The following is a 25,451-nucleotide window of genomic DNA, read 5'->3' as shown; positions in this document are numbered from 1 at the left end:
ATGGCTACTCCGCATCCCCTCACCACGACCGCCGCCGGCGCCGACGTCCGCGTCCGCTTCTGCCCCTCTCCGACGGGGCTGCCGCACGTCGGCATGGTCCGCACGGCTCTGTACAACTGGGCCTATGCCCGTCACAACGGCGGGAAGATGGTGTTCCGCATCGAGGACACCGACGCCGCGCGCGACAGCGAGGAGAGCTTCCGCCAGCTCGTCGACGCGCTCACGTGGCTGAAGATCGACTGGGACGAGGGTGTCGAGGTCGGCGGCCCGCACGCCCCGTACCGGCAGTCCGAGCGGCACGACATCTACCGCGAGGTGATCGACAAGCTCCTCGCGACGGGCGCGCTCTACGAGAGCTACTCGACGGCCGAGGAGATCGACGCCCGCAACGAGGCCAACGGCCGGGCGAAGCAGCTCGGCTACGACAACTTCGACCGTGACCTGACGGACGAGCAGAAGGCGGCCTTCCGTGCCGAGGGTCGTCAGCCCGCCCTCCGCCTGCGCGTGCCGGACGAGGACCTCACGTACGTGGACCTGATCCGCGGCGAGGTCACCTTCCCCGCAGGCTCCTTCCCGGACTTCGTCGTCGTGCGCCCGAACGGGGTGCCGCTGTACACCTTCGTGAACCCCGTCGACGACGCGCTGATGGGCATCACCCATGTCCTCCGCGGCGAAGACCTCATGCCGTCCACCGCGCGCCAGCTCTCGCTCTACGCCGCTCTCATCGACGCGGGTGTGACGACGTTCGTGCCGCGGTTCGCCCACATGCCGCTCGTGCTGGGGGAGACCGGCAACAAGAAGCTCTCCAAGCGTGACCCCCAGGCCGATCTGTTCCTGCACCGGGAGCGCGGCTTCATCCACGAGGGCCTCCTGAACTACCTCGCGCTCCTGGGCTGGTCGATCGGCCCGGACCGCGACGTGTTCTCGCTCGACGAGTTCATCGCCGCGTTCGACATCGAGAACGTGAACCCGAACCCGGCCCGATTCGACCAGAAGAAGGCCGAGTCCATCAACGGCGACCACATCCGCAAGCTCCACGTGAAGGACTTCGCCGAGCGCACGGTTCCGTACCTCGCCGCGGCCGGTCTGTTCGACGAGCCGACCCACGAGCAGCTCGTCCTCGCCTTCCGTGCGGCGCCCCTGGTGCAGGAGCGCGTGCAGCTGCTGGGCGAGGTCCCGGGCATGCTCGGCTTCCTGTTCCGCGACGAGGTGTCGTACGACGCGGATGCGCTCAAGGGGCTCCCGGCCAACGCGGCCGAGGTGCTGGACGCCTGTGTCACCGCCCTCGAGCCGGTCACGGACTTCACCCCGGAGAAGATCCAGGAGGCGCTGTCGACGGCGCTCGTGGAGAACCTCGAGCTCAAGCCGCGCGTCGCCTACGGGCCGCCGCGTGTGGCCATCACCGGCCGCCGCGTCTCGCCGCCCCTGTTCGAGTCGATGGAGCTGCTGGGCAAGGACGAGTCGCTGCGCCGCCTGCGCGCGCTCTCGGCGTTCCTCGCGAACTGATCCGCGACGCGCCCGAGCGGCGACACGGCACCGGTGGTTTTGGTGATCGGTCGCCGCTCGGGTAAGCTTGACTCTCGGTGCGAGGCTCCGGTTTCGCCCTTGGGGTATGGTGTAATTGGCAACACGGCTGATTCTGGTTCAGTTGTTCTTGGTTCGAGTCCAGGTACCCCAGCACTTCGAAAACCCCCGCTCCGGCGGGGGTTTTGTCGTTCCCCTGGCGGGAACGTCAGTGCTCACGCAGCTTCGAGGAAGGGCTCGTACCGGTAGCCCGCCTCGTCGAGGATCGAGACCGTGGATTCGGGGACCTCTTCGAACGCACCGGGCAGATCGTTCAGCGGCTCGGAGACGATCACGTGCGCCCGGCGACCGAAGACGCGAAGACGTTCCGCATCGGGGTACATCCGACGAAGAGTCTCGATGTCGGTGGAGTGGAAGAGGGAGCGGGAGCGTCCGGCGGTCGAATAGCGGATCGCCCACACGGTGGCGCCGTCGGAGACCGCGAAGGTGCCCTGCACCGGGAAGCGGATGCCATGCTCGTGGCCCACTCGCTCGGCCTCCCGGATGGCCGCCCGCATCCCCGCGATCGGATCGTCCTGCAGGCCGAGTGTCAGGGCGAGGTGGAACAGCACCTCGGAGTCGGTGGTGCCCTGGATCTCCGGGTAGAGGGAGGGATCGACGGCGAGAGTGAGGTCGCGTTTCACTGCCAGGAAGTCCGTCAGGCCGCCGTTGTGCATGAAGAGCCAGTTCGCGTGCCGGAACGGGTGGCAGTTGGTCTGCTGGACCGGCGGCCCGGCGGCGGCCCTCACATGGCTGAAGAACAGCGGGCTGCGGATCGTGCGGGAGATCTCGCGCAGGTTCAGATCGTTCCAGGCGGGCTCCATGCTCCGGAACAGCGCGGGCCCCGGCGGCTGCCCCGAGTCCTCACGGTTCGACACCGGATACCAGCCGAGGCCGAACCCGTCCCCGTTCACGGTCTCCGCACCGAGTGGCGAGTCCAGGGACTGCGCCACGAGCGAATGTCGCGCGTCGAGGATCACCTCCGACGGGTGCAGCGGTTCTCCCACATACGCCAGCCACCGACACATGTCGACACCTCGTCCCCGACCCGATCAGGTCTGTGCCCGACGATACGCTCGGTCGGCCTCCCCGGCGAGACCCGCGGATGGTGAACCGGCTACTCGCACTCCCCGAGGAACCCCAGATAGCACACGGCCTCGTGGGTGACGGCCGGCTCCGCATCGTCGTTCGAGACCTGGCGCGTCGCCGTCTCGGGCGTCCGGGTGAGGTGTCCGAAATCGCCGAGGGAGGCCACGTACATCCCGTCCGCGTCCTCCGCGATCATCCGGTCGATCTCGGCGCCGTGCTGGGCGCACAGGTCCGCGGCGGCGGGGACGAGGTCGACCCCGGCGCAGGCGCCCGCGTACTCGGCCTCCATGAGGCCGATGCAGTCCGTCCAGTCCTGGTCCACCGCGCACGGGCTCACGCCGTCGTCGGCGACGAGGTACTTGCCGGTCTCGTACTCCTCGCTGTGGAAGGTCTCGGGCTTCTCCGGCACGTCGACCTTGGTCCAGTGGCGTGCGGTCGTGAACGCGAACACCGTGACGATCGCGGCGATCAGCAGCAGCGCGCCCACGATGCCCAGCGTCACCCAGAGGCCGACCCGGCTCTTCCTCCCGGTGCTCTCCGAAGCGGGGAACGCGATCTCCGGCCCACCGGAGGAGACGGGTCCCTGCGCGGCCGGTGCCGGCGGCGGCGCCGCAGCGAACCCGGGCGCTGCGGCGCTGGGGAGTTCGTGTCCGCCGAGCCCTGCCGCCGCGGGGGCGGGCGTCGCCGGCGCCGTGGTGGCGAGCCAGTAGTCGTACCAGGCCCGGCTCGCCTGCTCGTCCGCGGCGACCTGCTGCGCCTCGGCATCGGTGAGCACGAGGCCCCAGGCCTCACGGGTCGGTGCGTGGAGCAGGGCGGAGCGGAAGTCTTCGAACGACACGGGCATGTTCGCAGAATATCGGCTTTGCTCCCGGGAGCCCGGCGGTCATCCGATGTCCGCGGCTCCTGGAACAATGACGAGGTGATCGGTATGAGGTCTTTCTGGAACGCGTTGCCCACCGAGGGGCGCTGGCTGCTGTCGACCGTGGCGATCCAGACGCTCGGGCGGGGGATGACGCTGCCGTTCACGATCATCTACCTCCACGAGGTCCGCGGCTTCGATCTCGGGTTCTCCGGGGCGCTCATGAGCCTCATCGCGATCACGGGGCTCGTCGTCACGGGCCCCGGCGGTACGCTCATCGACCGCTTCGGCGCCCGCCGTGTGCTGATCGTGGGACTGCTCTCGATGATCGCGGGGTGCACGCTCCTCGCCTACGCCACGCATCCCGCCGTCGCGACCGTCGCGGTCGTGCTCATCGGGGTCAACTTCGGGGTCTCCTGGCCCGGCTTCAACGCGCTCATCGCCTCGGTGGTCGACGGCGAGGTCCGTCAGCAGTACTTCGGCGCGAACTTCGCCCTCGTCAACCTCGGCATCGGCGTGGGCGGCATCATCGGCGGCTTCTTCGTCGACGTGACGGAGCCGTCGACCTTCACCACGATCTTCCTCATCGACGCGGCCACGAGCCTCATCCCGCTGGCACTGCTCCTGGGTCCGCTCCGGCACGTGCGCACGCAGGCGGAGCCCGACCCGGCGGTGACCACCGAGGGCGGCTACCGGGAGATCCTCCGTCGACCGGCGGTGCTGTGGATGACGCTGTTGACCTTCTTCTCCGTCTTCATCGGGTACGGACAGATCGAGGCGGGCTTCCCCGCCTACGCCCGTCAGATCGCCCAGGTGTCGACCGCCGTGGTCGGCATCTCGTTCGCGGTGAACACGGCTGTCATCGTGCTGCTGCAGTTCGCCGTCCTCCGCCTCATCAACGGTCGCCGCCGCACCAGGGTCATGCAGGTCATGGCGCTCATCTGGGCCGTCTCCTGGGTCATGCTCGGTGCCGCGGGTCTGCTCCCCGACTCGGTCACGGCCGCGATCGCGGTGATCGCGTTCATGGGCGTCTTCGCGTTCGGGGAGACCATGATGCAGCCGACGATCCCCGCCATCTACAACGATCTCGCGACCGACCGCACCCGCGGCCGCTACAACGCCCTCAACTCCGCCGCTTTCCAGGGCGGAGCGATCCTCGGCCCGCTCGTCGCGGGGGTGCTCCTCGGCGTCGGTGTCAGCGGGTGGTTCATCGCGGTAATGGTGGCGGGCAGTCTCGCCGTCGGCGTGCTGGCGATGGTGCTGGAGCGGGTGCTCCCGGAAGCAGCCAACGGCAGCGCCGAGGTCCATCGAACGGACGAGGTCGAGCGGACGCCGCCGGTCTAGGCTCCGAGCATGGCCCTCGAACCGCTTTTCCTCCGTCTCGACCGGATCGCGGGTGGGCGGCAGGCCGGCGTACTGATCAGCGACGCCGGCCGCACTCACCCCAGGACGGTCCGTGCCTTCACCTGGATCCTCTGGCTCCTCGTCGCCGAGCTGGTGCTCGGGGTGGGCGCTGTCGTGGTCGCGCTCGTGCTCGCCGCGGACGGGGACAGCGTGCCCTTCGCCGTGTGGATGCGCACGCTCGTGGTGCTCGCGATGACGGCGACGCTGTTCTACTTCGCGTGGCGTGCGCGCCGCGGATGGCGTTGGGCCTACCTCCGACTGCGGCTGTTCGCGCAGATCTTCCCGGTCATCACGCTCGTCATGGCGGCGATCCCCGGTCTCTATCCCGTCTGGATGGTCACCGAGCAGATCATCTTCAGCCTGATCATGATCGGCATCGCTGACTTCCTCACCAGCGACCACATGCGGGCGGTCTTCGCGAAGGACGCCGACGCGGATAGCACGCCGGCGGGGTGAGACGCCACTCCCTTCCCGCCGAGACCGGGTGACTCCACACTCGGAGGAGCTGCACGGCGGGAGGAGAGACGCATGGCGCGACTGGTGCGAGTGGTACCCGGTCAGGACCCGGGCTTCACGCGGAAGCGGACGAGCTCGGGATTCCGGTACGTCGATCCGATGGGGGAGCCTGCGCCCGAGGCGGATCGCGAACGCATCAGCGACCTGGTGATCCCGCCGGCGTGGCAGGATGTGTGGATCGCGGCCGACCCGCTCGCGCACATCCAGGCCGTGGGGATCGACACCGCCGGTCGCAAGCAGTACCTCTACCACCCGCTCTGGCGTGTCTCCCGCGACCGTCGCAAGTTCGTCCGCGCACTGGACCTCGCCGCGGCCCTGCCCAGCGCCCGCGCGCAGGTCACCAAGGCTCTCAAGGAGGAGGGCCAGACGAAGGAGCGAGCCCTCGCGATCGCCTTCCGCCTGCTCGACGACGCCGCGCTGCGGATCGGTTCGGAACGCTACCTGGCGCGCCACGGCAGCCGCGGCCTGACCACGCTCCGCCGCCGCGACGTCCGCATCGACGGCGGCGACGTCGCCCTGTCCTTCCCAGCGAAGAGCGGACAGACCGCCGCGATCGAGATCACCGACGAATCCCTCGCCGAAGCCCTCACCGACTTCGCGAGCGGCGCCTCCACCGCCTTCCTCCTGGCCTACCGGAAAGGCCGGCGGCGGGTGAAGATCACGCCCGCCGAGGTCAACACGTACCTCAAGGACGTGCTGGGGGCCAGCTTCTCCGCCAAGGACTTCCGCACCCTCCACGGCACGATCATCGCCGCAGACGCCCTGGCCCGCATCGGCGTCCTCGACCGCCGCGGACAGCGGAACCAGGCCGAGCGCCTCGCGGTGCAGGCGGCAGCGACCGCCCTGGGCAACACGACTGCCGTCGCCCGCAACAGCTACATCGACCCTCGGGTGTTCCGGCAGTACGGCCAGGGGAGGACGCTCGACCTCGACGTGACCCCGGAGACGGCGATCCGGCGGCTGCTGGGCGGGCCCGAGACGTCGCGGAAGGTCAACCGGCGCGGTGCCGGGCGGCGCGGATGAGGCCGCGGGAGCTCCCCAGCTGACCTCGGGAAGATGCCAGGATGGAGGGATGCACACCGCGAACCTGACCCGTGAGGAGACCGCGGCGCGATCCGCCGCGATCACCCTGCACCGCATCCGCGTCGAGCTGGACCTGACCGGAGCCCCGGAGCGGGCGCGCACGGGCTTCCCGACGACGACGGTCCTGGAGTTCGATGCGACCGTCCAGAGCACGTGGCTGGACTTCATCGGCGAGGAGGTCCGGCGCGTCGAGGTGAACGGGGAGGAACGGGACGTCGTCTACGACGGGGCGCGCCTCACGATCGACGACCTCGCGGCGTCGAACGTCGTGCGCATCGAAGCGGTCGGCGCCTACAGCCGGTCGGGGGAGGGCCTGCACCGGTTCCACGACCCGGCTGACGACCGCACCTACCTCTACACGCAGTACGAGCCCGCGGACTCCCGTCGCGTGATGGCCTGCTTCGAGCAGCCGGACATGAAGGCGGAGTACACCTTCGTCATCGACGCGCCGTCCGGGTGGGAGGTGCTCTCGAACCAGTCGCCGGCCCACGTCGACCTCGGCGTCGGCGTCCAGCGCGTGCAGTTCGCCCCCACGCTGCCGATCTCGAGCTACATCACGGCGGTCGCGGCCGGCCCGTACGCCCGTGTCGATGGGGAGTGGACCAGAGACGAGCAGCGGGTGGCCCTCGGCGTGCGCGTCCGCCGCTCGCTCGTCGAGCACCTCGAGGCCGACGAGATCCTCGAGGTCACCCGGCAGGGGCTCGACTTCTTCACCGACGCCTTCGCGTATCCCTACCCGTGGGGCAAGTACGACCAGATCTTCGTCCCCGAGTACAACCTCGGCGCGATGGAGAACCCCGGCCTGGTCACCTTCACGGAAGGCTACCTCTCGCGCGGTGCTGCCACCGAGGCGCAGCGGGCAGGCAGGGCCAACACGATCCTGCACGAGATGGCGCACATGTGGTTCGGCGACCTCGTCACGATGACGTGGTGGGACGACCTCTGGCTCAAGGAGTCCTTCGCCGACTACATGGGATCGCACGCCTCGGCGGTGGCCACCCGGTTCCACGACGCGTGGGTGACGTTCGCCATGCGGCGCAAGGCCTGGGCCTATCAGCAGGACCAGCTGCCGACGACGCACCCCATCGTCGCCGACATCCCCGACCTGGAGGCCGCGAAGCTGAACTTCGACGGCATCACCTACGCCAAGGGCGCCTCGGTGCTGAAGCAGCTCGTCGCGTTCGTGGGCGACGAGGCGTTCTTCGCAGGCGCCCGGCGGTACTTCGCGGCCAACGCGTTCGGCAACACCACCCTCGACGACTTCCTCGTCGAGCTCAGCGCGGTGTCCGGCAGGGACATGACCGATTGGGCGGGCGCCTGGCTGCAGACGACGGGCGTCTCGACCATCTGGGTGGAGACCGACGCCGACGGAGCACAGCACCTCGTCCAGGACGACGTCCGTCCGCACCGCCTGCGGATCGGACTGTACGACCGCGTGGACGACCGGATCGTGCGTCGGGAGCAGCGAGAGCTGGACCTGATCGGGGAGCGGGTCGAGATCGAGCTCCCCGAGGCCGATCTCGTGCTGCTCAACGACGACGACCTCACCTACGCGAAGGCGCGCCTGGACGAGCGGTCGCTCCGCACCGTCGAGGAATCCCTCTCGGACATCGAGGACCCGCTCGCCCGGGCGCTCGTGTGGTCGTCGTTGTGGAACGCCACCCGAGACGGCGAGCTCGATGCCGCCCGTTTCGTCGCGATCGTGCGCGCGCACGCACCGCGGGAGTCGAACGGCGGTCTGCTGGCTGCGGCCCTCCTCGACGCCGCGTTCGCGCTGCGGCACTTCGTCCCCGACGACCGACGCGCCGCGGAGCAGCGCGCCTGGACCGAGACGACGTGGGCGGCACTGCAGCAGGCGGACGCCGGCAGCGACGCCCAGCTCTCGTGGGCGCGTGCGCTGGCAGCCGCCTCGGCGTTCGATGACGTCCACCACGCGGAGGTCCGGGCCCTGCTCGACGGCGACGTGCCGGAGGGCCTCGTCGTGGATCCCGATCTGCGCTGGCAGCTCCTCACAGCCCTCGTCACGACCGGTCACGCCGACGCCTCGGACATCGCGGCCGAGGAGGAGAGGGACGACACCGGCGACGGACGCACCGCCGCCCGCCGCGCCCGCGCCTCCGTCCCCGACGCGGCGGTACGCGGGGCCGCCTGGACCGCCGCGTGGGAAGACCAGTCGCTGACGAACGACCACCTCGATGCCGAGATCGGCGGCTTCCGCGCCGGTGGCCGCCGTGACCTCATCGAGTCCTACGACGAGGAATACTTCGCGCGGATCGGGACCGCGTGGACGGACCGGAGCATCGAGATCGCTCGTCGGTTGGTGATCGGGCTGTTCCCCGCCCGTTCGTCGCTGGATCTCGTCGATTCCTGGCTGTCGGCCAGCCCCGAGGCCCCGGCGGCGCTGCGACGACTCCTCATCGAGCAGCGCGACCACCTCGCGCGTGACCTGCGGGTGCGTGGCGCTCAGGGCTGACCGACAGCGATTCCGGCAGCGGTCAGCGCCTCAGGCTCTTCGCGATGGCCTTGCCCTCAGGGGACTCTGCCAGCGTGTCCCAGAGATCTGCAGAACTCAGCGACACGTACACCCCGGGGGCGCCCTGCTCACCGCAGCCGTCCCCGTAGGACACGATGCCGATCTGGTAGGCGGTGTCGCGAGCCGGTGGTCGGCGGAACAGCGGCCCGCCGCTGTCCCCCTGGCAGGAGTCCTTGCCGACGACACCGGCGCACATGTTCACCCCCGGTCGAAAGGAGTCGTAGGCGAGTTCACACTCCTCGGTCGCGAGCATGGGCACCTGGACCTGACGGAGACGGTCCGGGAAGTCCCCGAGGGCGGTGTCGGTGTTGCCCCAGCCGATGACCGTCGCCGACTGTCCGGGACGAAGGAGGGCATCCGTCCCCTTGGTGGGCAGCTTCACGGGCACGATCCCGGAGATCGGGCGGTCGAGCGTCACGAAGGCGAGATCGTAGGCCTCGTCCCCTTGGAGGTAGCGAGGGTGGACGATGACCGGGCCACCGGCTTCCGCGCCGGCGAGACCGCGATCCTGACCCTGACTGCCGTCGGACAGCACGGTGCGGCCGACCGTGACGGTCACTCCGTCCACGTCCGGCACCGGGAGCCCGCTGAGGGGATCGGCGCCGGTGACGCAATGCGCGGCGGTCATCACGACGCGCGGCGCCACCAGCGAGCCGCCGCAGAACGCCTCGCTGGCGAACTGGAGGGACGCCATGAACGGATAGGCGTCGTTCGGCACTGCCGTGCCTCCGATGATCCGTGAGCTGGCGCGTTCGTCGCGGTCGCCGGAGTCGCCGTCCGCCCACGCCGTCGTCGCGGGGGTGCCGACGATGCCGGACGCGACGAGGGCGACACCGGCGAGGGCGAGCCCGATCCTTTTCCTGCTCTGGTGAACTCCGGTCATCATCATGAGGACTGTTCCTTTCGTGACAGGTAACACGTTACGACGCCCCAGTACAGCAGCCGCTCACGGCAGGAGCAAGAGTTCCCCGGTATCCTGGCCGGCTGTCAGGAGGGGCTGTCGGACACGCGTTCCACGGTCATGCCCATCACCGTGCGCACGATCCACGGATGGGCGTGATCGTCATCGACGTGGGTCATGCCGAGCTTCTCCGCCACACCGCGGGACGCCTCGTTCGCGGGGTGGATGATGGCGGTGAGGAGCGTGGGAGCGAAGGTCCGCGCGACGAGGTCGACACAGGCGCGTGCGGCCTCGGTGGCATAGCCTCGGCGCTGGCGATCGGCGCGGACGTGGTAGCCGACTTCGCGCACGGGAGCGCCGTTCACCGACTGCCAGGTGAGGCCGCAGTCGCCGAGGAACTCGCCGTCGTGCGTCTCGATGATCCAGAGACCGTGGCCGTCCTCGCGGTAGCGCTGCTGCATCCGCGCGATCCACTCGGCGGCTTCCGCTCGCGACTTGGGCGCGGGGTAGTACGCCATGACCTCCGGATCACCCAGGAGCGCCGCCATGTCGTCGAGATCGTCCGCGATCATCTCCCGGAAGGCGAGTCGCGGGGTCGGGGCGGGCAGGAGGCGGCGTGGTCCGCTCACAGATCGATGGTGTCGCCGGGCTCGAGCACGAGGAACTCGCCGCCGCCCTGCTCGGTCGCCCACTGTAGCCGCTGCCGGTGCATGTTCTTGCCGATCACGGACAGGGTCATGTCGTGCGTGCCGAACGCGCGTCGGGGCTTCACAGCCAGGACGTAGTCGATGGCGTCCCCGATCTTGAGCCACGGGGCTCCGAGCGGCGCGGCGAGGGTGCCGACCTCGACGCCTTCCGGCACCGCATACGAGTCGCCGGGGTAGTAGAACGTGTCGTTGACGAGCACGCCCACGTTGTCGATCGTCGGGATCGAGGAGTGGATCACCGCGTGCGTGCCACCGAAGAAGCGCAGAGTGAAGGCGCCGACCTCCACGGTGTCGCCGGGGGAGACGACCGTGACCTCGTAGCCCTCCGCCGCCTTCGCCACGCCCTCCGGCCCGAAGATCGGGGTCCCGGGGGCCGCGCGGAGGATCCGGTCGAGGTGCTCCGGCGTCCAGTGGTCGGGGTGCTCGTGCGTGAGCACGATGGCGACCAGTCCGCTGAGGTCGTGCAGCGGGGCTGTGAAGGATCCCGGATCGATCAGGAGGGTGTCGTCGTTCTGGTCCAGGCGGAGGGTGGCATGTTCGAACTTGGTGACGCGCATGAGACGAGTCAACTCCTTCCCGGGGTCTGCGGCAAACGGAAATCGGCGCGCCACGCCCGGGATCTCGGGTGGACTGGCCTCGATTTGGCGCAGTGAGAATCGCCGTGGCATACTTGAACGGTTGTCGCGGAACGGAAAAGTTCCGCAAGACGGCCCCATCGTATAGCGGCCTAGTACGCCGCCCTCTCACGGCGGTAACGCGGGTTCGAATCCCGCTGGGGTCACACAACACGACGAAAGCCCTCCGGTTCCCCGGGGGGCTTTCGCCGTTCCCGGGCGTGCGCGTCAGCCATCCGCGCGCAGCGACAGGGTCCGGAACGCGCGAGCCCGGAGCGGTACGAGCATGAGCGCCGTCATCGCTCCACCGGCCACGACGAACGGCACCCAGACGGCGGTGACGGTCGCGAGCGCGCCGAAGCCCGCCATCGCGAGCGGCATCAGGCAGTCGTCGCCGAGCCGGGTGAGGGACCCCATCCGACCGAGGAAGGCGGTGTCCACCGTCGCGGCGAAGGTCGCGCTCAGCAGCACGGAGGCGTAGCCCGCGGTGGCGCCGACGACGGTGGCGGCGACGGCCACCGTCCAGACGGGGCCGAACCCGAGCGCGACGATTCCCGCTCCCTGGACGAGGAGCGCGCCGAACCCGCTCCGCGCCTCGTGGCGCGGCCGCCATCTCGCGACCGCGGCAGCCCCCACGGCGGCGCCGAGGCCGAGGAGGCCCTCGAAGAGGCCGACCGCGGGAGCCCCCCAACCCTCGTCGTGCGCCCGCAGAGCCAGGCCGATGCCGATGGCGGGGCCCACGGCGAGATTGAGTCCGGAGAGGGCGATGACGAGAGTGCGCGTCGTGTGGTTCGCTCCGAGGTGGGCGAACGCCGCGCCGATCGCGCGCAGGGACGAGGTGCGCGGGGCCCGGGCGAGCCGGAACCGCGGGCGCAGGACGATCGCCAGGAACCCGACGACCAGGGCGAAGGTCACCGCGTTCGCGGATGCGCTCCCCGCGAGACCGGCTTGGGCGACGAGCAGGCCGCCCAGCGCGGCGCCCCCCATCGTGCCGAGGCGCGACGCCGTCTGGATGACGGCCGCGTAGGAGGGGAGATCGTCGGTGCGTACCAGCTGTCGCCCGATGGTGCCGGCGGAGGGTTCGTAGAACGCGTCGCACACCCCGAACGCCACGGCGGCGGCGAGCAGGACGGGCACGGTGGGCGCATGCGAGACCGTCCACACGGCGGCGGCGACGAGCACCCCCACACGCACCGCATTGCAGACGATCATCACCCGGCGGGCGTCGGCGCGATCCGCGATGACCCCGCCGAAGAGCAGCACCACCGCGCGCGGAACCGTGCCGGCGGCGACGATGAGTCCGGCGACGGCGGGGGAGGCGATCTGCACGGCCGTCCACGCCAACGCGATCGTCCACACGGCGTCGCCGCCGTCGGACAGAGCCTTCACTCCGATCCACGCGTGCACCATCCGGTCACGCCGGAACGAAGGAGGACTGGTGAGCTCGAGGGGCGCGGTCATCACGGCTCCGTGGGGAACGCGTGGGCGAAGAAGAAGACGGGCGTGCGCGCCTGGCCGTCGCCTTCGTCGATCGAGGCCTGCCAGTCCCGCACCACGTCCAGCACGCGCGCGGAGAGGTCGCGCAGTTCCTCCGGGGTCGCCCACGCGGTGGTCTCCGTGTTGGAGGCGTCGTAGGCCGCGACGGCGGGCTCCCCTCGGCGTCGGTGCCAGCGCTGGAGGCGGTCGATCTGCATGCGGATGCCCTGCCGCTGTGCTTCCCGGGCGAGAAGGGCATCGGCGGGGGAGTCGACGAAGTCCTCCACCGACCAGGTGAGGCCGCGCCGGGCGACGGTCCACCAGCTCGTGCGCCGGTCGCCGGTCGGATCGGCGGCACGCTCGACGATCCCGGCCCGCTCGAGCATCCTGAGGTGATGGCTGATGCTGCCGACCTGGCTGTCGAGCGCACGGGCGAGGCCGGTCACCTGCGAGGTGCCGTACAGCAGCAGATAGTCGTAGATGCGGCGCCGCAACGGGTGATGCACGGCGGTGATCACGGAGATGTCTTCCACGCTCCGAAGGCTAAGCAGCGACCCGGATGCGCACAAGAGTTCTTGTATACCCCGGAACTGCGCGCTATTCCTCCGTGCGGGGCGAAGTGGACGCCGCTTCCCGGCGCCGGCGGCTGCGGCGGACGAGCCAGACGACCAGCACGACGACAGCGACCACCGCGAGCCAGGGGAGGAGGAAGCCGACCGCGATCACCAGGGCGTTGAGTGAGACCACGAGCCCGTTCCACCCGGCCAGCAGACCGTCGCCGAAGCCGGCGGGGTCTGCCGACGTCGCGGTGCCGCTGCGGGACAGCTCCACGGTGAGCGACGACAGGGCCACCTGGTCCTCCAGCGCGGCGAGCTGCTGTTCGTACGACTCGAGCTGCGCCTGGCGATCGGTGAGCGCGACTTCGGCCTCGATGAGATCGGCGACAGTGCCCGACTGCCCCATGAGCTCCGTGAGCCGCTGCACTGACGCACGGGTCGACTCCACGCGGGCGCGGAGGTCGATCGCCGTGGCGGTGACGTCCTGCTTCGTGACGGAGGACGACAACACCTCACCGGTGTCGCCGAGGGCGGCGATCACCGTGGTCAGATCGTCGGCGGGGATGCGGATCGTGATCCAGCTGTACCCGGAATCCGCGGGAGCCGCTTCGGCGGGGGCATCCGACGAGACCGCTCGGCCGACCTCGGTGCTCTCGACGTAGCCGCCGTGCTCGACGGCGAGATCGCCGATGGCGGATGCGGCGTCGGCGATGTCCCGCACCTGCACCGACGCCTGGGCGGTGGCGACGATGTCACGGGCGTCCTCGGCAGACGCCGCGGCGTCCGATCCGACGGTGCCGGGAAGGGTCGCCCCTTCGACGGCGCGGTCCGGCACGGCCGAGCCCGCCTCGTCGGTCGACCAGCCCGCGGTGCCGTCCGCTGTGGATACGGACGAGCCGCCGCCTCCGACGGCGCCGAGGATCGGCGGAGTCACCAGGACCCCGACGACGAAGGCCGCCGCGATCCCTCCGGCGGTGAGCAATCGGCGTCGACGGTTCCGGGCGCGTTCGGTTCGCGGAGACAGCGGGCGCCGCTCGCTGCGGATCTCGGTGAAGACGGCCTCCTCGATCCGGGCGACGGTCGCGTCCGACAGTGGCGGGAGGCTCTCCTGCGGGGTCTGGTGGTTCATGCGTCCCTCACTTCCTTGACGGCGCCGCGCAGCTGGGTGCGCACGCGTGAGAGACGGTTCCGGACGACGGCGTGCGTCACGCCGAGCTCGTCGGCGGCGGCCTGGTACGCGTAGCCCTCGGACGCGCACAGCCGGAAGATCTCCCGGTCGAGCTCGCTCAGGGTGCCCACCTCCGCGGCGATCCTCGCGGCGAGCGCCGCCGTGATCACCTGCTCCTCGACGCTGACGACGTCCGGGAGCTGATCGTCCGCCGCGTCCGTCGTGTGCGCCTGGTCGCGACGGCGCTGGCGCAGCCGGTTCGCGGACTGGAAGCGGCAGATCGTCGCGAGCCAGGGGAGGATCGACTCTCCCTGCAGCTCCAGATCCGGAAGCTTCCGCCAGGCGACCACGAAGGTCTCCTGCGCCACGTCCTCCGCGTCGGCGGGGGAGCCCAGGATCCCGTGGGCGATCCAGTACACGGGGCGCACGTGGGCGCGGTACAGCGCGCGGAAGGCGCTCTGATCGCCGGCCGCCGCCTGGGCGGCCCATCGCTGGTCACTCGTCTGCGCGGGCATCCTTGTTCCGTTCGGTGTCTCTCCCTCGAGAGTGTCGGCGGATGACCCATCGTCTCAGCACGGCCTCAGATCCGCAGCGGGTGGGGACTTCCTCGTCCGCGCGGCTCCCACCTCCGGTAGCATGGCCCGGGCGAGAGGGAGTATCCCGAATCCGCGCGTAACGTCATCACGAGCATCGACACCGCTGCTCCGGGCGCGCGCCGCACATCTGCGGGGGAGAGACTTTCGACTCATTCCCGACCCCTCGCGAAAGGTGCACAGCGCCCGTGGACATCCCCGTCTGGTTCGAGATCACGTCGATGGTCGTCCTCACGATCATCCTGATCGGCGACCTGCTCCTCATCCGGCTGCGCCCGCACATCCCCTCCACCAAGGAGTCGACGCTGTGGGTCGTGTTCTACGTGGGCCTCGCGCTGCTCTTCGCGGTGCTGCTGGGCAATGTGGGCGGATGGCAGAACGCCGGGGACTTCATCACCGGGTGGGCGCTGGAGTACAGCCTCTCCGTCGACAACCTGTTCGTCTTCGTGCTGATCATGGCGCAGTTCGCGGTGCCGCGACGTCTGCAGCAGCAGGTGCTGATGGTCGGGATCATCATCGCGCTGGTCCTGCGCGGGCTCTTCATCCTCGTGGGCGTGACGATCATCGAGAACTTCTCGCCGATCTTCTACCTGTTCGGCGCCTTCCTCGTCTACACCGCCATCCGGCAGGCGATGCCGGAGGGCGAGCACGAGGACGACGTCAAGCGCGAGAACTTCATCGTCCGGCTACTCCGCCGTCGGATCGACATCAGCGAGACCTACGACGGCTCGAAGATCCGCACGACCGTCGACGGGACGCGCATGTGGACGCCCATGATCATCGTGTTCATCACGATCGGCGTCACGGACCTCATCTTCGCGATCGACTCGATCCCCGCGATCTTCGAGATCACGACCAACGGCTTCCTCGTCTTCGCCGCGAACATCTTCGCCCTCATGGGGCTGCGCCAGCTCTACTTCCTCCTCGGCGACCTCCTGGACCGCCTCCGCTACCTGCACTACGGCATCGCCGTCATCCTCGGGTTCATCGGCATCAAGCTGATCCTCCACGCGCTGCACGTCAACGAGCTCCCGTTCATCAACGGCGGCGAGCACGTGGAGTGGGTGCCCGACATCGACAACATGGTGTCGCTCGGCGTGATCCTCGTGTCGATGACGGTCGCGACGATCGCGAGCCTGATCGCGTCGTCCAGGGAGAAGCGCGCGGAGAAGCGCGTCGCCCCCGTCGGAGACTGAGTCCGCGCGGAGCGGGTCAGAACGCCTGCAGGTTGGCCTGCAGGCCGCCGTCCGCGTACTCGCGCCGGAGCAGCCCGCGGCGGCGGAGGATCGGCACCAGCTCGTCGAGCGTGCGGTGCAGGGTCACGGGGTGGAAGTCGCCCCAGAGCAGCACGCCGTCGTTGCCCCACTCACCGAGCTCCTCGACGAGATCGGCGAACTCCTCTGCGGTGCCCACGAAACCGCTGCGGTCGTGCAGCCGGCCGGTGCGGGCGAGTGCGGTGAGATGCGCGCGGAGCGGGGCATCCTCTCCGCGGTCGCCGATCAGCCGCTGGATGCTCCCGCGGGAGACATGGGCTCCGAAGACCGAAGGGTCGAGGGGACGGTCCAGATCGAGGGCCGTGAGATCGGTCTCCAGATCACTCGACTGCTTCCGGGCGATCTGCGCGAGTGCGGCGTCGTCCGGGCGTGCGGAGGCGGCCACGATCCGGTCGGCCTCCTCGGCGGACGCCGTGATCACGGGCTGGATCGCGAAGAGGATCTTGACGTCCTCGGCACGGCGTCCCCGGGCGATCGCGGCGTCGTGCACGCGCTGCCGATACTCCCGTACCGCCTTCTCGTGCAGCGGTGCGAGCGCGAGCTGGACGTCCGAGTTGGCACCCGCGAACGCCAGGCCGCGCCCCGAGCCGCCGGGGGAGACGATGGTCGGCTCCCCGTCCGTGAAGGGCAGGGCGTTCAAGGGGCCGTCGAAGTCGTAGTGCGCCCCGCGGTGCTGCACCGGGCGCATGCGGGTGCCGTCCGCATGGACGCCGGAGGCGGGGTCGGCGACCAGGGCGCCCTCGTCCCAGCTCCGCCAGAGCGCGCGGATGCCGGCGAGCCATTCCTCGGCACGGTCGTACGCCTCGTCGTGGCCGAGCTGCGGGGCCGCGGAGAAGTGGCGGGCGCTGCCGGTGTCGGTGACCACGTTGAGGCCGAGCCGGTGCCCGCTCAGATGCTGCAGCGTCGCGAACTGGCGCGCCGACGTGTACGGCAGCGAGGCCGCCGGATTCACGGTCGGCACGACCCCGAGGTGACGGGTCGCCTGGAAGAGGTACGGCGCGAGCAGCAGGGGATCGTGCTTCGGGCCGCCGAACGCGTGCCGCACGCGCAGATCGATCGTGTCCGCTGAGCCGAGGGAGGGACTGTCCTCGACGATCACGAGGTCGAATCCGGCCTGCTCGAGGGTGCGCGCGGCCTCCTGGTAGATCTCCGGTCGTGTCCAGTCGTAGTCCCAGTCCAGGGATGGATAGCCCCACCCCTGAGGGCCGAAGCCCCGGGCGAGGAACCACCCGAAGTGCTGCAGGCGGCTCATGCCACCGTCTCCCGGACGCTCTCGAGCACCCGCGCCAGATCGCCGATCAGGTCGTCCACGTCCTCGATGCCGATCGACAGTCGGAGGGTGCCGGGGCCCACACCGAGGATCCGGCGCTCCTCGTCGGTGCGCTGCGCATGGCTGGTGGTGCCCGGGTGCAGCACGAGCGACCGCACGTCGCCGATGTGGGTCATGTGCGTGAAGACGGACACCTCCTCCACGAAGCGACGGGCCGCGGGGAGACCCCCGCGCAACGTGAAGGTGAAGATCGAACCGAAGCCGCCGTCGAGGTAACGCACCGCGGTCTCGTGGTGCGGGTGCGTGGGCAGGCCGACGTAGTCCACGCTCTCCACGGCGTCATGCGCGGCGAGCCAGCGTGCGACGGCGAGGGCGTTCTGCGACTGCCGCTCCACGCGCAGGCCGAGCGTCTCGGTGCCCTGACCGATCAGGAACGCGTTGAGGGGCGAGGGCGAGGCACCGAACCGCGGAGCCACCGACTCTCTGGCGTACCCGATGCGCGCGCGGCCGCCGTGTCGGGCGAAGACGCTGGGGGCGCCGCCCCGTCCCGGCAGCACGAGGTGCGGGGCGTTGTGCCCGGCGCGGTCGGCATCGAATCGGCCGTCGTCGATCACCACGCCGCCGAGAACCGCGCCCTGACCCGCGAGGAACTTCGACGCCGAGTGCACCACGATGGCCGCGCCGTGCTCCAGCGGCCGGAGGAGAGCCGGGGTGGCCAGGGTGTTGTCGACGATCAGCGGAACGGCGATCTCGTCGGCCACCGCGCTCACCGCCGCGACGTCGAGGATGTCGTTCCGCGCGTTCGCGAGCGATTCCGCGAACAGCGCCCTGGTCGTCGGGCGCACGGCGTCGCGCCAGGCATCCGGGTCCGCGATGTCGTCCACGAACGTCGTCTCGATGCCGAGTCTGGCGAGGTTGTCCAGGAACAGCCCGCGGGTGCCCTCGTAGATGTGGGTCGAGGACACGATGTGATCGCCCGCCCCCACGACCGAGAGCAGGGCGGTCGTCACCGCGGCCTGTCCGCTGGCCACGAGCACGGCGTCGGCACCGGACTCCAGGCTCGCGAGCTGCCGCTCCACCGCGTGCACCGTGGGGTTGCCGGTGCGCGTGTACCCGAATCCGGTGCCGGTGCCGAAGTGGTCGGCGGCGTGATCGAAGTCGTCGAACTCGAAGCCCGCCGTCAGGTAGATCGGCGTCACGCGGGAGGCGGCAGCGGCTCGGCCTCTCGCGGCGTGGACGGCGCGGGTGGCGAAGCGGGCGGTCTCGACGGTCATGCGGGGGCCTCTCGGTCGATCGGGTGAGCAACAGAGTGTCACGGCGTGTCTCGGCGTGTCCGAGCGGTGGTAACCTGACGTCATGCGGACCGTGCTCCTTCTTAGCGGCCGCGGCGAGACCTCGATCTGAGCCCCTCCTCGTCGCGGAGTCCATCGTGGGCCGAACCGCCATCCACAGGAGACACGCCATGACCACCACCGCCGGTGCGGATTCCGCACGCCCCAGGACGCTCGCCGAGAAGGTCTGGGACGACCACCTCGTCGTCAAGGGCGAGGACGGCCAGCCCGACCTCATCTACATCGACCTGCATCTCGTGCACGAGGTCACCAGCCCGCAGGCCTTCGACGGCCTCCGCAGCGAGGGGCGGCCGCTCCGCCGGCTCGACCTGACGATCGCCACGGAGGACCACAACACGCCGACGTGGGAGATCGACAAGCCCATCGCCGACCTCACCAGCCGCACGCAGATCGAGACGCTGCGCCGCAACGCCGCCGAGTTCGGCGTGCGCCTGCACTCGCTGGGGGACGCGGAGCAGGGCATCGTGCACGTCGTCGGCCCGCAGCTCGGCCTCACCATGCCCGGGATCACCGTGGTCTGCGGCGACTCGCACACCTCGACGCACGGCGCGTTCGGCGCGATGGCGTTCGGCATCGGCACCAGCGAGGTCGAGCACGTCATGGCGACCCAGACCCTGCCGTTGAAGCCGTTCAAGACGATGGCGATCACCGTCGAGGGCACGCTGCGTCCCGGCGTCACCGCGAAGGACATCATCCTCGCCGTGATCGCCAAGATCGGGACCGGTGGCGGTCAGGGCTACGTGCTCGAGTACCGTGGCAGCGCGATCCGCGCGCTCTCCATGGAGGGCCGCATGACGATCTGCAACATGTCGATCGAGGCGGGGGCCCGCGCGGGCATGGTGGCTCCGGACGAGACGACCTTCGCCTACCTCGAGGGGCGTCCGCACGCGCCGAAGGGGCAGGACTGGGACGACGCGGTCGCCTACTGGCGCACCCTGCCGACCGATGAAGGTGCCACCTTCGACGCCGAGGTCTTCATCGACGCCGACGAGCTGGAGCCGTTCGTGACGTGGGGGACGAACCCCGGGCAGGGCAGCTCGCTCTCCGCCGCGGTGCCGAACCCCGCGGAGATCGCCGACCCCAACGAGCGGGCAGCCGCCGAGCGTGCGCTGGAGTACATGGACCTGACGCCGGGTACGCCCCTCAAGGAGGTCCCGGTCGACGCGGTGTTCATGGGCTCGTGCACGAACAGCCGCATCGAGGACCTCCGCGCCTTCGCCTCCATCATCCAGGGCAAGAAGAAGGCCGACGGCGTCCGGGTGATGGTCGTTCCCGGCTCAGCCCGCGTGCGACTGGAGGCCGAGGCCGAGGGCCTGGACCGGGTCATCAAGGACTTCGGGGCGGAGTGGCGCTTCGCGGGGTGCTCGATGTGCCTGGGCATGAACCCCGATCAGCTCGCCCCGGGGGAGCGCTGCGCCTCCACCTCGAACCGCAACTTCGAAGGACGCCAGGGCAAGGGGGGCCGCACGCACCTCGTGTCTCCGCTCGTCGCGGCGGCGACCGCCATCCGCGGCACCCTGTCCAGCCCGAGCGACCTGGAGGCCTGACCATGGAGAAGTTCATCACCCACACGGGCATCGCCGCGCCGCTGAAGCGGTCGAACGTCGACACCGACCAGATCATCCCGGCGGTGTTCCTCAAGCGCGTCACCAAGACCGGCTTCGAGGACGCGCTGTTCCACGGCTGGCGGCAGGACCCCGGGTTCGTGCTCAACCAGGCGCCGTACCAGGGGGCGTCCGTCCTCGTCGCCGGACCCGATTTCGGTACGGGTTCCAGCCGTGAGCACGCCGTCTGGGCGCTCCGCGACTTCGGCTTCAAGGTCGTGCTGAGCCCCCGCTTCGCCGACATCTTCCGCGGGAACGCGGGCAAGCAGGGACTCCTCGCCGCGACCATCTCGGAGGCGGATCTGGAGCGGTTCTGGGCCGTCATGGACGCCGATCCCGGCGCGCGGATGACGGTCGACCTCGAGGCCCGCACCGCCTCCATCGGCGACCCGACCGGGGGCGTGGAGGCTGGCTTCCAGGCCGACATCGGGATCGACGATTACACTAGATGGCGGCTCCTCGAAGGGCTCGATGACATCGGGCTCACGCTGCGCAACGAAGACAAGATCGCGCAGTTCGAGGCCCGTCGCGAGTCGTGGCGGCCGCGGACCCTTCCCGTCCAGTGAGACGGAAGGGGCGGGGGAGCCAGGGGTAACCCCGCCCCCGATGAATGAAGTGAGGCCCCGAATGACGACACCCGTGCGCGACGCTCTCTCCGACGACGTCCCCGCGCTGACCGGAGACGTCCTCGCCATCCGCGGAGGCCGTCCGCTGCGCGGACGCGTCGACGTCAAGGGCGCGAAGAACCTCGCCACCAAGGCGATGGTCGCGTCTCTGCTCGGGGAGACCACGAGCGTCCTGCGCGACGTGCCGGCCATCAGCGACGTCGCCGTGGTGCGCTCGCTGCTCGAGGTGCACGGCGTCCGCGTGTCGGAGGGTGACGAGCCCGGCTCCCTGGTGTTCGACCCCAGCGACGTCGAGTCGGCCCACTTCGAGGAGATCGACGCGCATGCGGGCGCCTCCCGGATCCCGATCCTGTTCTGCGGTCCGCTCCTGCACCGCCTCGGCCAGGCGTTCATCCCCGACCTCGGCGGCTGCCGCATCGGCGACCGGCCGATCGACTTCCACCTGGACGCGCTGCGGAAGTTCGGCGCGATCGTCGAGAAGCTCCCCAGCGGCATCCGCCTCTCGACCGGCGGGGCCCGTCTGCACGGTGCCAACATCCACCTCCCGTACCCGAGCGTCGGCGCCACGGAGCAGGTGCTCCTCACCGCTGTACGGGCGGAGGGCATCACCGAGCTGCGCAACGCGGCGATCGAGCCCGAGATCATGGACCTCATCGCCGTCCTGCAGAAGATGGGCGCGATCATCTCCTACGAGCCGAACCGCGTCATCCTCATCGAGGGCGTCGAGAAGCTCCGCGGCTACGACCACCGGTCGATCTTCGATCGCAACGAGGCGGCCTCGTGGGCCTCGGCCGCTCTGGCCACCGACGGCGAGATCTTCGTCGGCGGCGCGAAGCAGCAGGAGATGCTCACCTTCCTCAACGTCTTCCGGAAGGCGGGCGGCTGGTTCGACATCCAGGAGGACGGCATCCTCTTCCGTCGCGACGGCGACATCAAGCCGGTCGTGATCGAGACCGACGTGCACCCCGGGTTCATGACCGACTGGCAGCAGCCGCTCGTGGTCGCGCTCACCCAGGCGCACGGCCGCTCCGTCGTGCACGAGACCGTGTACGAGAACCGCATGGGCTTCACCGAGGCGCTGGTCAAGATGGGCGCCGACATCGTCGTGCACCCGCGCGGGCTGCAGGACGGCCCGCGGCGCGTGCCGCGTCGTGACCTGGAGCAGGCCGCCGTCATCACGGGCCCGACGCCGCTCCACGGCGCCGACATCGTCGTCCCCGATCTGCGCGGCGGCTACAGCCACGTGATCGCGGCGCTGACGGCCACGGGCGAGTCGAAGGTGTCGGGGGTCGACATCCTGAGCCGCGGATACGAGAAGTTCCTCGCCAAGCTCGACGCGCTCGGCGCCGACTTCGACGTCATCCGGTGAGCCCGATGGCGTCCCGGTCTCCGGAGAAGACGCGTCCGAGCGTCTTCTGGCCGCTCGCGGCGATCGTCGTCCCGGTGGTGTCGCTGATCGCGAAGATCCGGATCGTCGGTGCGGAGAAGCTGCCACGCGAGGGCTCATTCGTCCTCGCGCCGAACCACTACTCGGAGTTCGATCCGCTGATCGTCGCCATGGCGGTCTGGCGGATCGGGCGCGCCCCGCGGTTCATGGCCAAGGAGAGCCTCTTCCGGGTGCCCGTACTCGGATGGTTCCTGCGCAAGACGGGGATGATCCCGGTCGCGCGCACGTCCTCGGCGTCCTCCGCGAAGCAGACGATGGCCCAGTCGGCGGCTCTCGTGGAGCACGGTCGCGGTGTCATCGTGTACCCGGAGGGTACGCTCACCCGAGACCCCGACATGTGGCCGATGCGCGGCAAGTCGGGAGCGGTGCGGCTCGCCCTCGCCGACGGCATCCCGCTCATCCCCATGGCCCAGTGGGGCACGCAGGCGATCATGGGCCGCTACCAGAAGGGGCTCAGCCTCTGGCCGCTCCGGAAGCCCGTCACCGTGATCATCGGCGACCCCGTCGACGTGTCCGACCTCCGCGGTCGCGCCGGCGAGCCGGCGGCGCTGACGGAGGCCACCAACCGCCTCATGAACGCGATCACCGCGCTGCTGGAGCAGGTGCGCGGCGAGAAGGCCCCCGTGGAGCGCTGGAATCCGGCGAGCCACGGCCAGAAGGAGACCGGACGCCTTGACCCCTAAGAGACCCGCGCCGGCCGGACCCCGCGTCGCCGTGATCGGCGCCGGCAGCTGGGGCACCACGTTCGGCAAGATCCTCGCCGACGGCGGCGCTCACGTGACGATGTGGGCGCGCCGTGCGGAGCTGGCGCACGAGATCCATGAGGCGAAGCGCAACTCGCGCTACCTGCCCGGCATCAACCTGCCCCGCACGATGGCGGCCACGCATGAGCTGGCGACCGCCCTCGAGGGCGTCGACCAGGTCTACCTGTCCGTGCCGAGTCAGTCGCTGCGGGAGAACCTCAAGGCGCTGCGCCCGCTGATCGCTTCGGGCGACGCGAAGATCGTCAGCCTCATGAAGGGCGTCGAGCGTGGCACCGGACTGCGCATGAGCCAGGTGATCCAGCAGGAGCTGCAGTGCGATCCCGACCGGGTCGCCGTCGCCTCCGGTCCCAACCTCGCGCTGGAGATCGCGCGGGAGCAGCCGACCGCGGCCGTGATCTCGTCGCGCAGCCAGGAGACGGCGGACGTCGTGGCCCGCGCCGCGCGCAACTCCTACTTCCGCACGTTCGTGAACACCGACGTCATCGGCACGGAGTTCGGCGGGGTGCTCAAGAACCTCATCGCCGTCGCCATCGGGATCGTCGACGGCGTGGGCTACGGCGAGAACACGAAGGCCTCGATCATCACCCGCGGCCTCGTCGAGATGACCGACTTCGCGGTGGCGAACGGTGCCCAGCCGGAGACCCTGCAGGGACTGGCGGGGCTCGGCGACCTCATCGCGACGTGTCAGTCGCCGCTGAGCCGCAACAACACCGCCGGGCGGCTGCTCGGACAGGGATACAGCTTCCAGGATGTGGTGAAGCAGATGCAGCAGACCGCGGAGGGCCTGGCCTCGGTCGCCCCCGTGCTGCAGCTCGCCCGCGAAGCCGATGTGCACATGCCGATCGTGGAGCAGGTGAAGATGGTGCTCGACGGCAAGATGGATCCCCGGGACATCGCCCCGCATCTGACGACGGACGACGACACCCCGCAGGGGGAGAGGACCAACCATGGACAAGCAGACGGTGGTGGTGCTCTTCGGAGGGCGCTCCAGCGAGCATTCGATCAGTTCCGCAACGGCGGGGGGAGTGCTGGGCGCGATCGATCGTGACCGGTATGCCGTGATCCCGGTGGGGATCACCCGCGAGGGCGCCTTCGTCCTGGAGGACGACGACCCGGCGAAGTTCCCGCTGGACGCCGCGCACCTGCCCGAGGTCGTGGACAACGGCACCCGGGTGCTCTGGCCGGAACCCGGCGGCGACCGCACCCTGCGCGTCGTGCACCCCGGCGGCGCGACCGAGGGGCTGGGCGAGATCGACGTGGTCCTGCCGATCCTGCACGGACCCCACGGCGAGGACGGCACCATCCAGGGCTACTTCGACACGCTCGAGGTGCCCTATGCCGGCGGCGGCGTGCTCGACTCGGCGCTGTGCATGGACAAGCACTTCATGAAGATCGCGCTGCGGGCCGCCGGCATCTCGGTGGCACCGGGCGTGACCGTGCGCCGCCGCGAGTGGGACGTCGACCCTGCGGCCGTGCGCCGCCGTGCCGTCGAGCTCGGCCTGCCCGTCTTCGTCAAGCCGGCGCGCGCAGGATCGAGCGTCGGCGTCTCGAAGGTGACGGCTCCGGAGGAGCTCGATGCCGCCCTCGCCATCGCCTTCGCCGAGGACGACAAGGTCCTCATCGAGGCCGGGATCACCGGGAGGGAGATCGAGGTCGCGGTCCTGGAGACCGCCGACGGCGTCCGCGCCTCCCTTCCGGGGGAGATCGTGCTGACCGACCGCGGCTTCTACGACTTCGAGGGCAAGTACCTCGGTGGCGACGGCGTCGATGTGGTGTGCCCCGCGGAGCTGAGCGAGGCGGAGGTGGCGGACGTCCAGGAAGCCGGCGTGCGTGCCTTCCAGGCGGTGGACGGTCGCGGTCTCGCCCGCGTCGACATGTTCCTCACCCCGGACGGCGAGCTCGTCGTCAACGAGCTCAACACCATGCCCGGATTCACGCCCATCTCGATGTTCCCGAAGTGCTGGGTCGCGTCAGGGCTGAGCTACGGCGATCTCATCACCGAACTGGTCGAGGCGGGTCTGCGCCGCTGACATCGGCGTTCCCTGCGGGCG

The 25,451-nt window shown here is 70.1% G+C and carries 23 protein-coding genes and 2 tRNA genes; 14 read left to right on the top strand and 11 right to left on the bottom strand.

What is annotated here, in order from left to right; translation table 11 throughout:
• Both gltX and ACIGJI_RS02335 read left to right on the top strand, forming a co-directional pair.
• A complete protein-coding gene (gene gltX / locus ACIGJI_RS02340; protein WP_363444266.1) occupies window positions 1-1,506 on the top strand; it encodes a glutamate--tRNA ligase in 1,506 nt (501 codons plus the stop codon).
• A 100-nt stretch (window positions 1,507-1,606) separates the two neighbouring features.
• A tRNA-Gln gene (locus tag ACIGJI_RS02335) sits at window positions 1,607-1,678 on the top strand.
• Between the two features lie 61 nt (window positions 1,679-1,739).
• On the opposite strand, the gene ACIGJI_RS02330 is transcribed toward ACIGJI_RS02335, so the two are convergent.
• Both ACIGJI_RS02330 and ACIGJI_RS02325 read right to left on the bottom strand, forming a co-directional pair.
• Window positions 1,740-2,591 carry a class II glutamine amidotransferase gene (locus tag ACIGJI_RS02330; RefSeq protein ID WP_363444263.1) on the bottom strand — a complete coding sequence of 284 codons (852 nt, stop codon included), beginning with the start codon at window positions 2,589-2,591 and terminating at the stop codon, window positions 1,740-1,742.
• Between the two features lie 89 nt (window positions 2,592-2,680).
• Complete coding sequence (locus tag ACIGJI_RS02325) at window positions 2,681-3,496, bottom strand: hypothetical protein (RefSeq protein ID WP_363444260.1); 816 nt, start codon at window positions 3,494-3,496, stop codon at window positions 2,681-2,683.
• Between the two features lie 84 nt (window positions 3,497-3,580).
• On the opposite strand from ACIGJI_RS02325, the gene ACIGJI_RS02320 reads away from it, so the two are divergent.
• From ACIGJI_RS02320 to pepN, 4 genes are all read left to right on the top strand, one after another.
• A complete protein-coding gene (locus ACIGJI_RS02320) occupies window positions 3,581-4,855 on the top strand; it encodes an MFS transporter (protein ID WP_363444257.1) in 1,275 nt (424 codons plus the stop codon).
• Window positions 4,856-4,864: 9 nt separating this feature from the next.
• Window positions 4,865-5,371 (top strand): hypothetical protein, encoded by a 507-nt coding sequence (locus ACIGJI_RS02315; RefSeq protein ID WP_363444254.1) that lies wholly within the window; start codon window positions 4,865-4,867, stop codon window positions 5,369-5,371.
• 72 nt (window positions 5,372-5,443) lie between these two features.
• Window positions 5,444-6,454, top strand: a complete 1,011-nt coding sequence (locus tag ACIGJI_RS02310) for a DNA topoisomerase IB (RefSeq protein WP_363444251.1) — start codon at window positions 5,444-5,446, stop codon at window positions 6,452-6,454.
• A gap of 49 nt (window positions 6,455-6,503) precedes the next feature.
• Window positions 6,504-8,987 (top strand): aminopeptidase N, encoded by a 2,484-nt coding sequence (gene pepN, locus ACIGJI_RS02305; RefSeq protein ID WP_363444248.1) that lies wholly within the window; start codon window positions 6,504-6,506, stop codon window positions 8,985-8,987.
• 22 nt (window positions 8,988-9,009) lie between these two features.
• On the opposite strand, the gene ACIGJI_RS02300 is transcribed toward pepN, so the two are convergent.
• The 3 genes from ACIGJI_RS02300 to ACIGJI_RS02290 all read right to left on the bottom strand — a co-directional run bounded on the left by ACIGJI_RS02300 (window position 9,010) and on the right by ACIGJI_RS02290 (window position 11,212).
• The gene (locus ACIGJI_RS02300) at window positions 9,010-9,936 is read right to left on the bottom strand and encodes a serine protease (RefSeq protein WP_363444245.1); all 927 of its coding nucleotides are present in this window, start codon (window positions 9,934-9,936) and stop codon (window positions 9,010-9,012) included.
• 98 nt (window positions 9,937-10,034) lie between these two features.
• Window positions 10,035-10,577 (bottom strand): GNAT family N-acetyltransferase, encoded by a 543-nt coding sequence (locus tag ACIGJI_RS02295; protein ID WP_363444242.1) that lies wholly within the window; start codon window positions 10,575-10,577, stop codon window positions 10,035-10,037.
• A complete protein-coding gene (locus ACIGJI_RS02290; protein WP_187663947.1) occupies window positions 10,574-11,212 on the bottom strand; it encodes an MBL fold metallo-hydrolase in 639 nt (212 codons plus the stop codon). The genes ACIGJI_RS02295 and ACIGJI_RS02290 overlap by 4 nt, the downstream gene beginning before the upstream one ends.
• Before the next feature lie 151 nt (window positions 11,213-11,363).
• Here ACIGJI_RS02290 and ACIGJI_RS02285 point away from each other — a divergent pair.
• Window positions 11,364-11,436, top strand: a tRNA-Glu gene (locus tag ACIGJI_RS02285).
• A 61-nt stretch (window positions 11,437-11,497) separates the two neighbouring features.
• On the opposite strand, the gene ACIGJI_RS02280 is transcribed toward ACIGJI_RS02285, so the two are convergent.
• The 4 genes from ACIGJI_RS02280 to ACIGJI_RS02265 form a co-directional block, all read right to left on the bottom strand.
• Window positions 11,498-12,730 carry an MFS transporter gene (locus ACIGJI_RS02280; RefSeq protein ID WP_363444239.1) on the bottom strand — a complete coding sequence of 411 codons (1,233 nt, stop codon included), beginning with the start codon at window positions 12,728-12,730 and terminating at the stop codon, window positions 11,498-11,500.
• Window positions 12,730-13,278 carry a helix-turn-helix domain-containing protein gene (locus ACIGJI_RS02275; protein WP_280569523.1) on the bottom strand — a complete coding sequence of 183 codons (549 nt, stop codon included), beginning with the start codon at window positions 13,276-13,278 and terminating at the stop codon, window positions 12,730-12,732. Before ACIGJI_RS02275 ends, ACIGJI_RS02280 begins: the two co-directional genes overlap by 1 nt.
• Before the next feature lie 64 nt (window positions 13,279-13,342).
• Complete coding sequence (locus ACIGJI_RS02270) at window positions 13,343-14,431, bottom strand: DUF4349 domain-containing protein (protein WP_363444236.1); 1,089 nt, start codon at window positions 14,429-14,431, stop codon at window positions 13,343-13,345.
• On the bottom strand, window positions 14,428-14,985 hold the full coding sequence (locus ACIGJI_RS02265; protein ID WP_187663951.1) for an RNA polymerase sigma factor: 558 nt from the start codon (window positions 14,983-14,985) through the stop codon (window positions 14,428-14,430). Before ACIGJI_RS02265 ends, ACIGJI_RS02270 begins: the two co-directional genes overlap by 4 nt.
• Before the next feature lie 266 nt (window positions 14,986-15,251).
• Between ACIGJI_RS02265 and ACIGJI_RS02260 the strand changes: the two genes are divergently transcribed.
• Window positions 15,252-16,259 carry a TerC/Alx family metal homeostasis membrane protein gene (locus tag ACIGJI_RS02260; protein WP_259951691.1) on the top strand — a complete coding sequence of 336 codons (1,008 nt, stop codon included), beginning with the start codon at window positions 15,252-15,254 and terminating at the stop codon, window positions 16,257-16,259.
• A 16-nt stretch (window positions 16,260-16,275) separates the two neighbouring features.
• Here the strand turns inward: ACIGJI_RS02260 and ACIGJI_RS02255 are convergent, their stop codons facing one another.
• Together ACIGJI_RS02255 and ACIGJI_RS02250 are read right to left on the bottom strand one after the other, a co-directional pair.
• Window positions 16,276-17,589 (bottom strand): LLM class flavin-dependent oxidoreductase, encoded by a 1,314-nt coding sequence (locus tag ACIGJI_RS02255; RefSeq protein WP_363444231.1) that lies wholly within the window; start codon window positions 17,587-17,589, stop codon window positions 16,276-16,278.
• Complete coding sequence (locus ACIGJI_RS02250) at window positions 17,586-18,881, bottom strand: O-acetylhomoserine aminocarboxypropyltransferase/cysteine synthase family protein (RefSeq protein WP_280569510.1); 1,296 nt, start codon at window positions 18,879-18,881, stop codon at window positions 17,586-17,588. The genes ACIGJI_RS02255 and ACIGJI_RS02250 overlap by 4 nt, the downstream gene beginning before the upstream one ends.
• Before the next feature lie 188 nt (window positions 18,882-19,069).
• Between ACIGJI_RS02250 and leuC the strand changes: the two genes are divergently transcribed.
• From leuC to ACIGJI_RS02220, 6 genes are all read left to right on the top strand, one after another.
• Window positions 19,070-20,506 carry a 3-isopropylmalate dehydratase large subunit gene (gene leuC, locus ACIGJI_RS02245; protein WP_363444228.1) on the top strand — a complete coding sequence of 479 codons (1,437 nt, stop codon included), beginning with the start codon at window positions 19,070-19,072 and terminating at the stop codon, window positions 20,504-20,506.
• 2 nt (window positions 20,507-20,508) lie between these two features.
• Entirely contained in the window at window positions 20,509-21,129 is a 621-nt protein-coding gene (leuD, locus tag ACIGJI_RS02240; RefSeq protein WP_363444225.1) for a 3-isopropylmalate dehydratase small subunit, read from the top strand.
• Between the two features lie 61 nt (window positions 21,130-21,190).
• Complete coding sequence (gene murA, locus ACIGJI_RS02235) at window positions 21,191-22,558, top strand: UDP-N-acetylglucosamine 1-carboxyvinyltransferase (RefSeq protein ID WP_280569504.1); 1,368 nt, start codon at window positions 21,191-21,193, stop codon at window positions 22,556-22,558.
• A gap of 5 nt (window positions 22,559-22,563) precedes the next feature.
• A complete protein-coding gene (locus ACIGJI_RS02230; protein WP_363444222.1) occupies window positions 22,564-23,319 on the top strand; it encodes a lysophospholipid acyltransferase family protein in 756 nt (251 codons plus the stop codon).
• Window positions 23,309-24,448 carry an NAD(P)H-dependent glycerol-3-phosphate dehydrogenase gene (locus ACIGJI_RS02225; RefSeq protein ID WP_363444219.1) on the top strand — a complete coding sequence of 380 codons (1,140 nt, stop codon included), beginning with the start codon at window positions 23,309-23,311 and terminating at the stop codon, window positions 24,446-24,448. The genes ACIGJI_RS02230 and ACIGJI_RS02225 overlap by 11 nt, the downstream gene beginning before the upstream one ends.
• Window positions 24,348-25,430, top strand: coding sequence for a D-alanine--D-alanine ligase family protein (locus tag ACIGJI_RS02220; RefSeq protein WP_363444216.1), 1,083 nt, complete (start codon window positions 24,348-24,350; stop codon window positions 25,428-25,430). The genes ACIGJI_RS02225 and ACIGJI_RS02220 overlap by 101 nt, the downstream gene beginning before the upstream one ends.
• The last annotated feature ends 21 nt before the right edge of the window (window positions 25,431-25,451 follow it).

This window comes from Microbacterium sp. NPDC064978, assembly GCF_044543605.1.
Classification (GTDB): Bacteria; Actinomycetota; Actinomycetes; order Actinomycetales; family Microbacteriaceae; genus Microbacterium; species Microbacterium meiriae.
The sequence above is the reverse complement of the archived record's forward strand: the minus strand, read 5'-3'. Positions and strand labels throughout refer to the sequence as shown.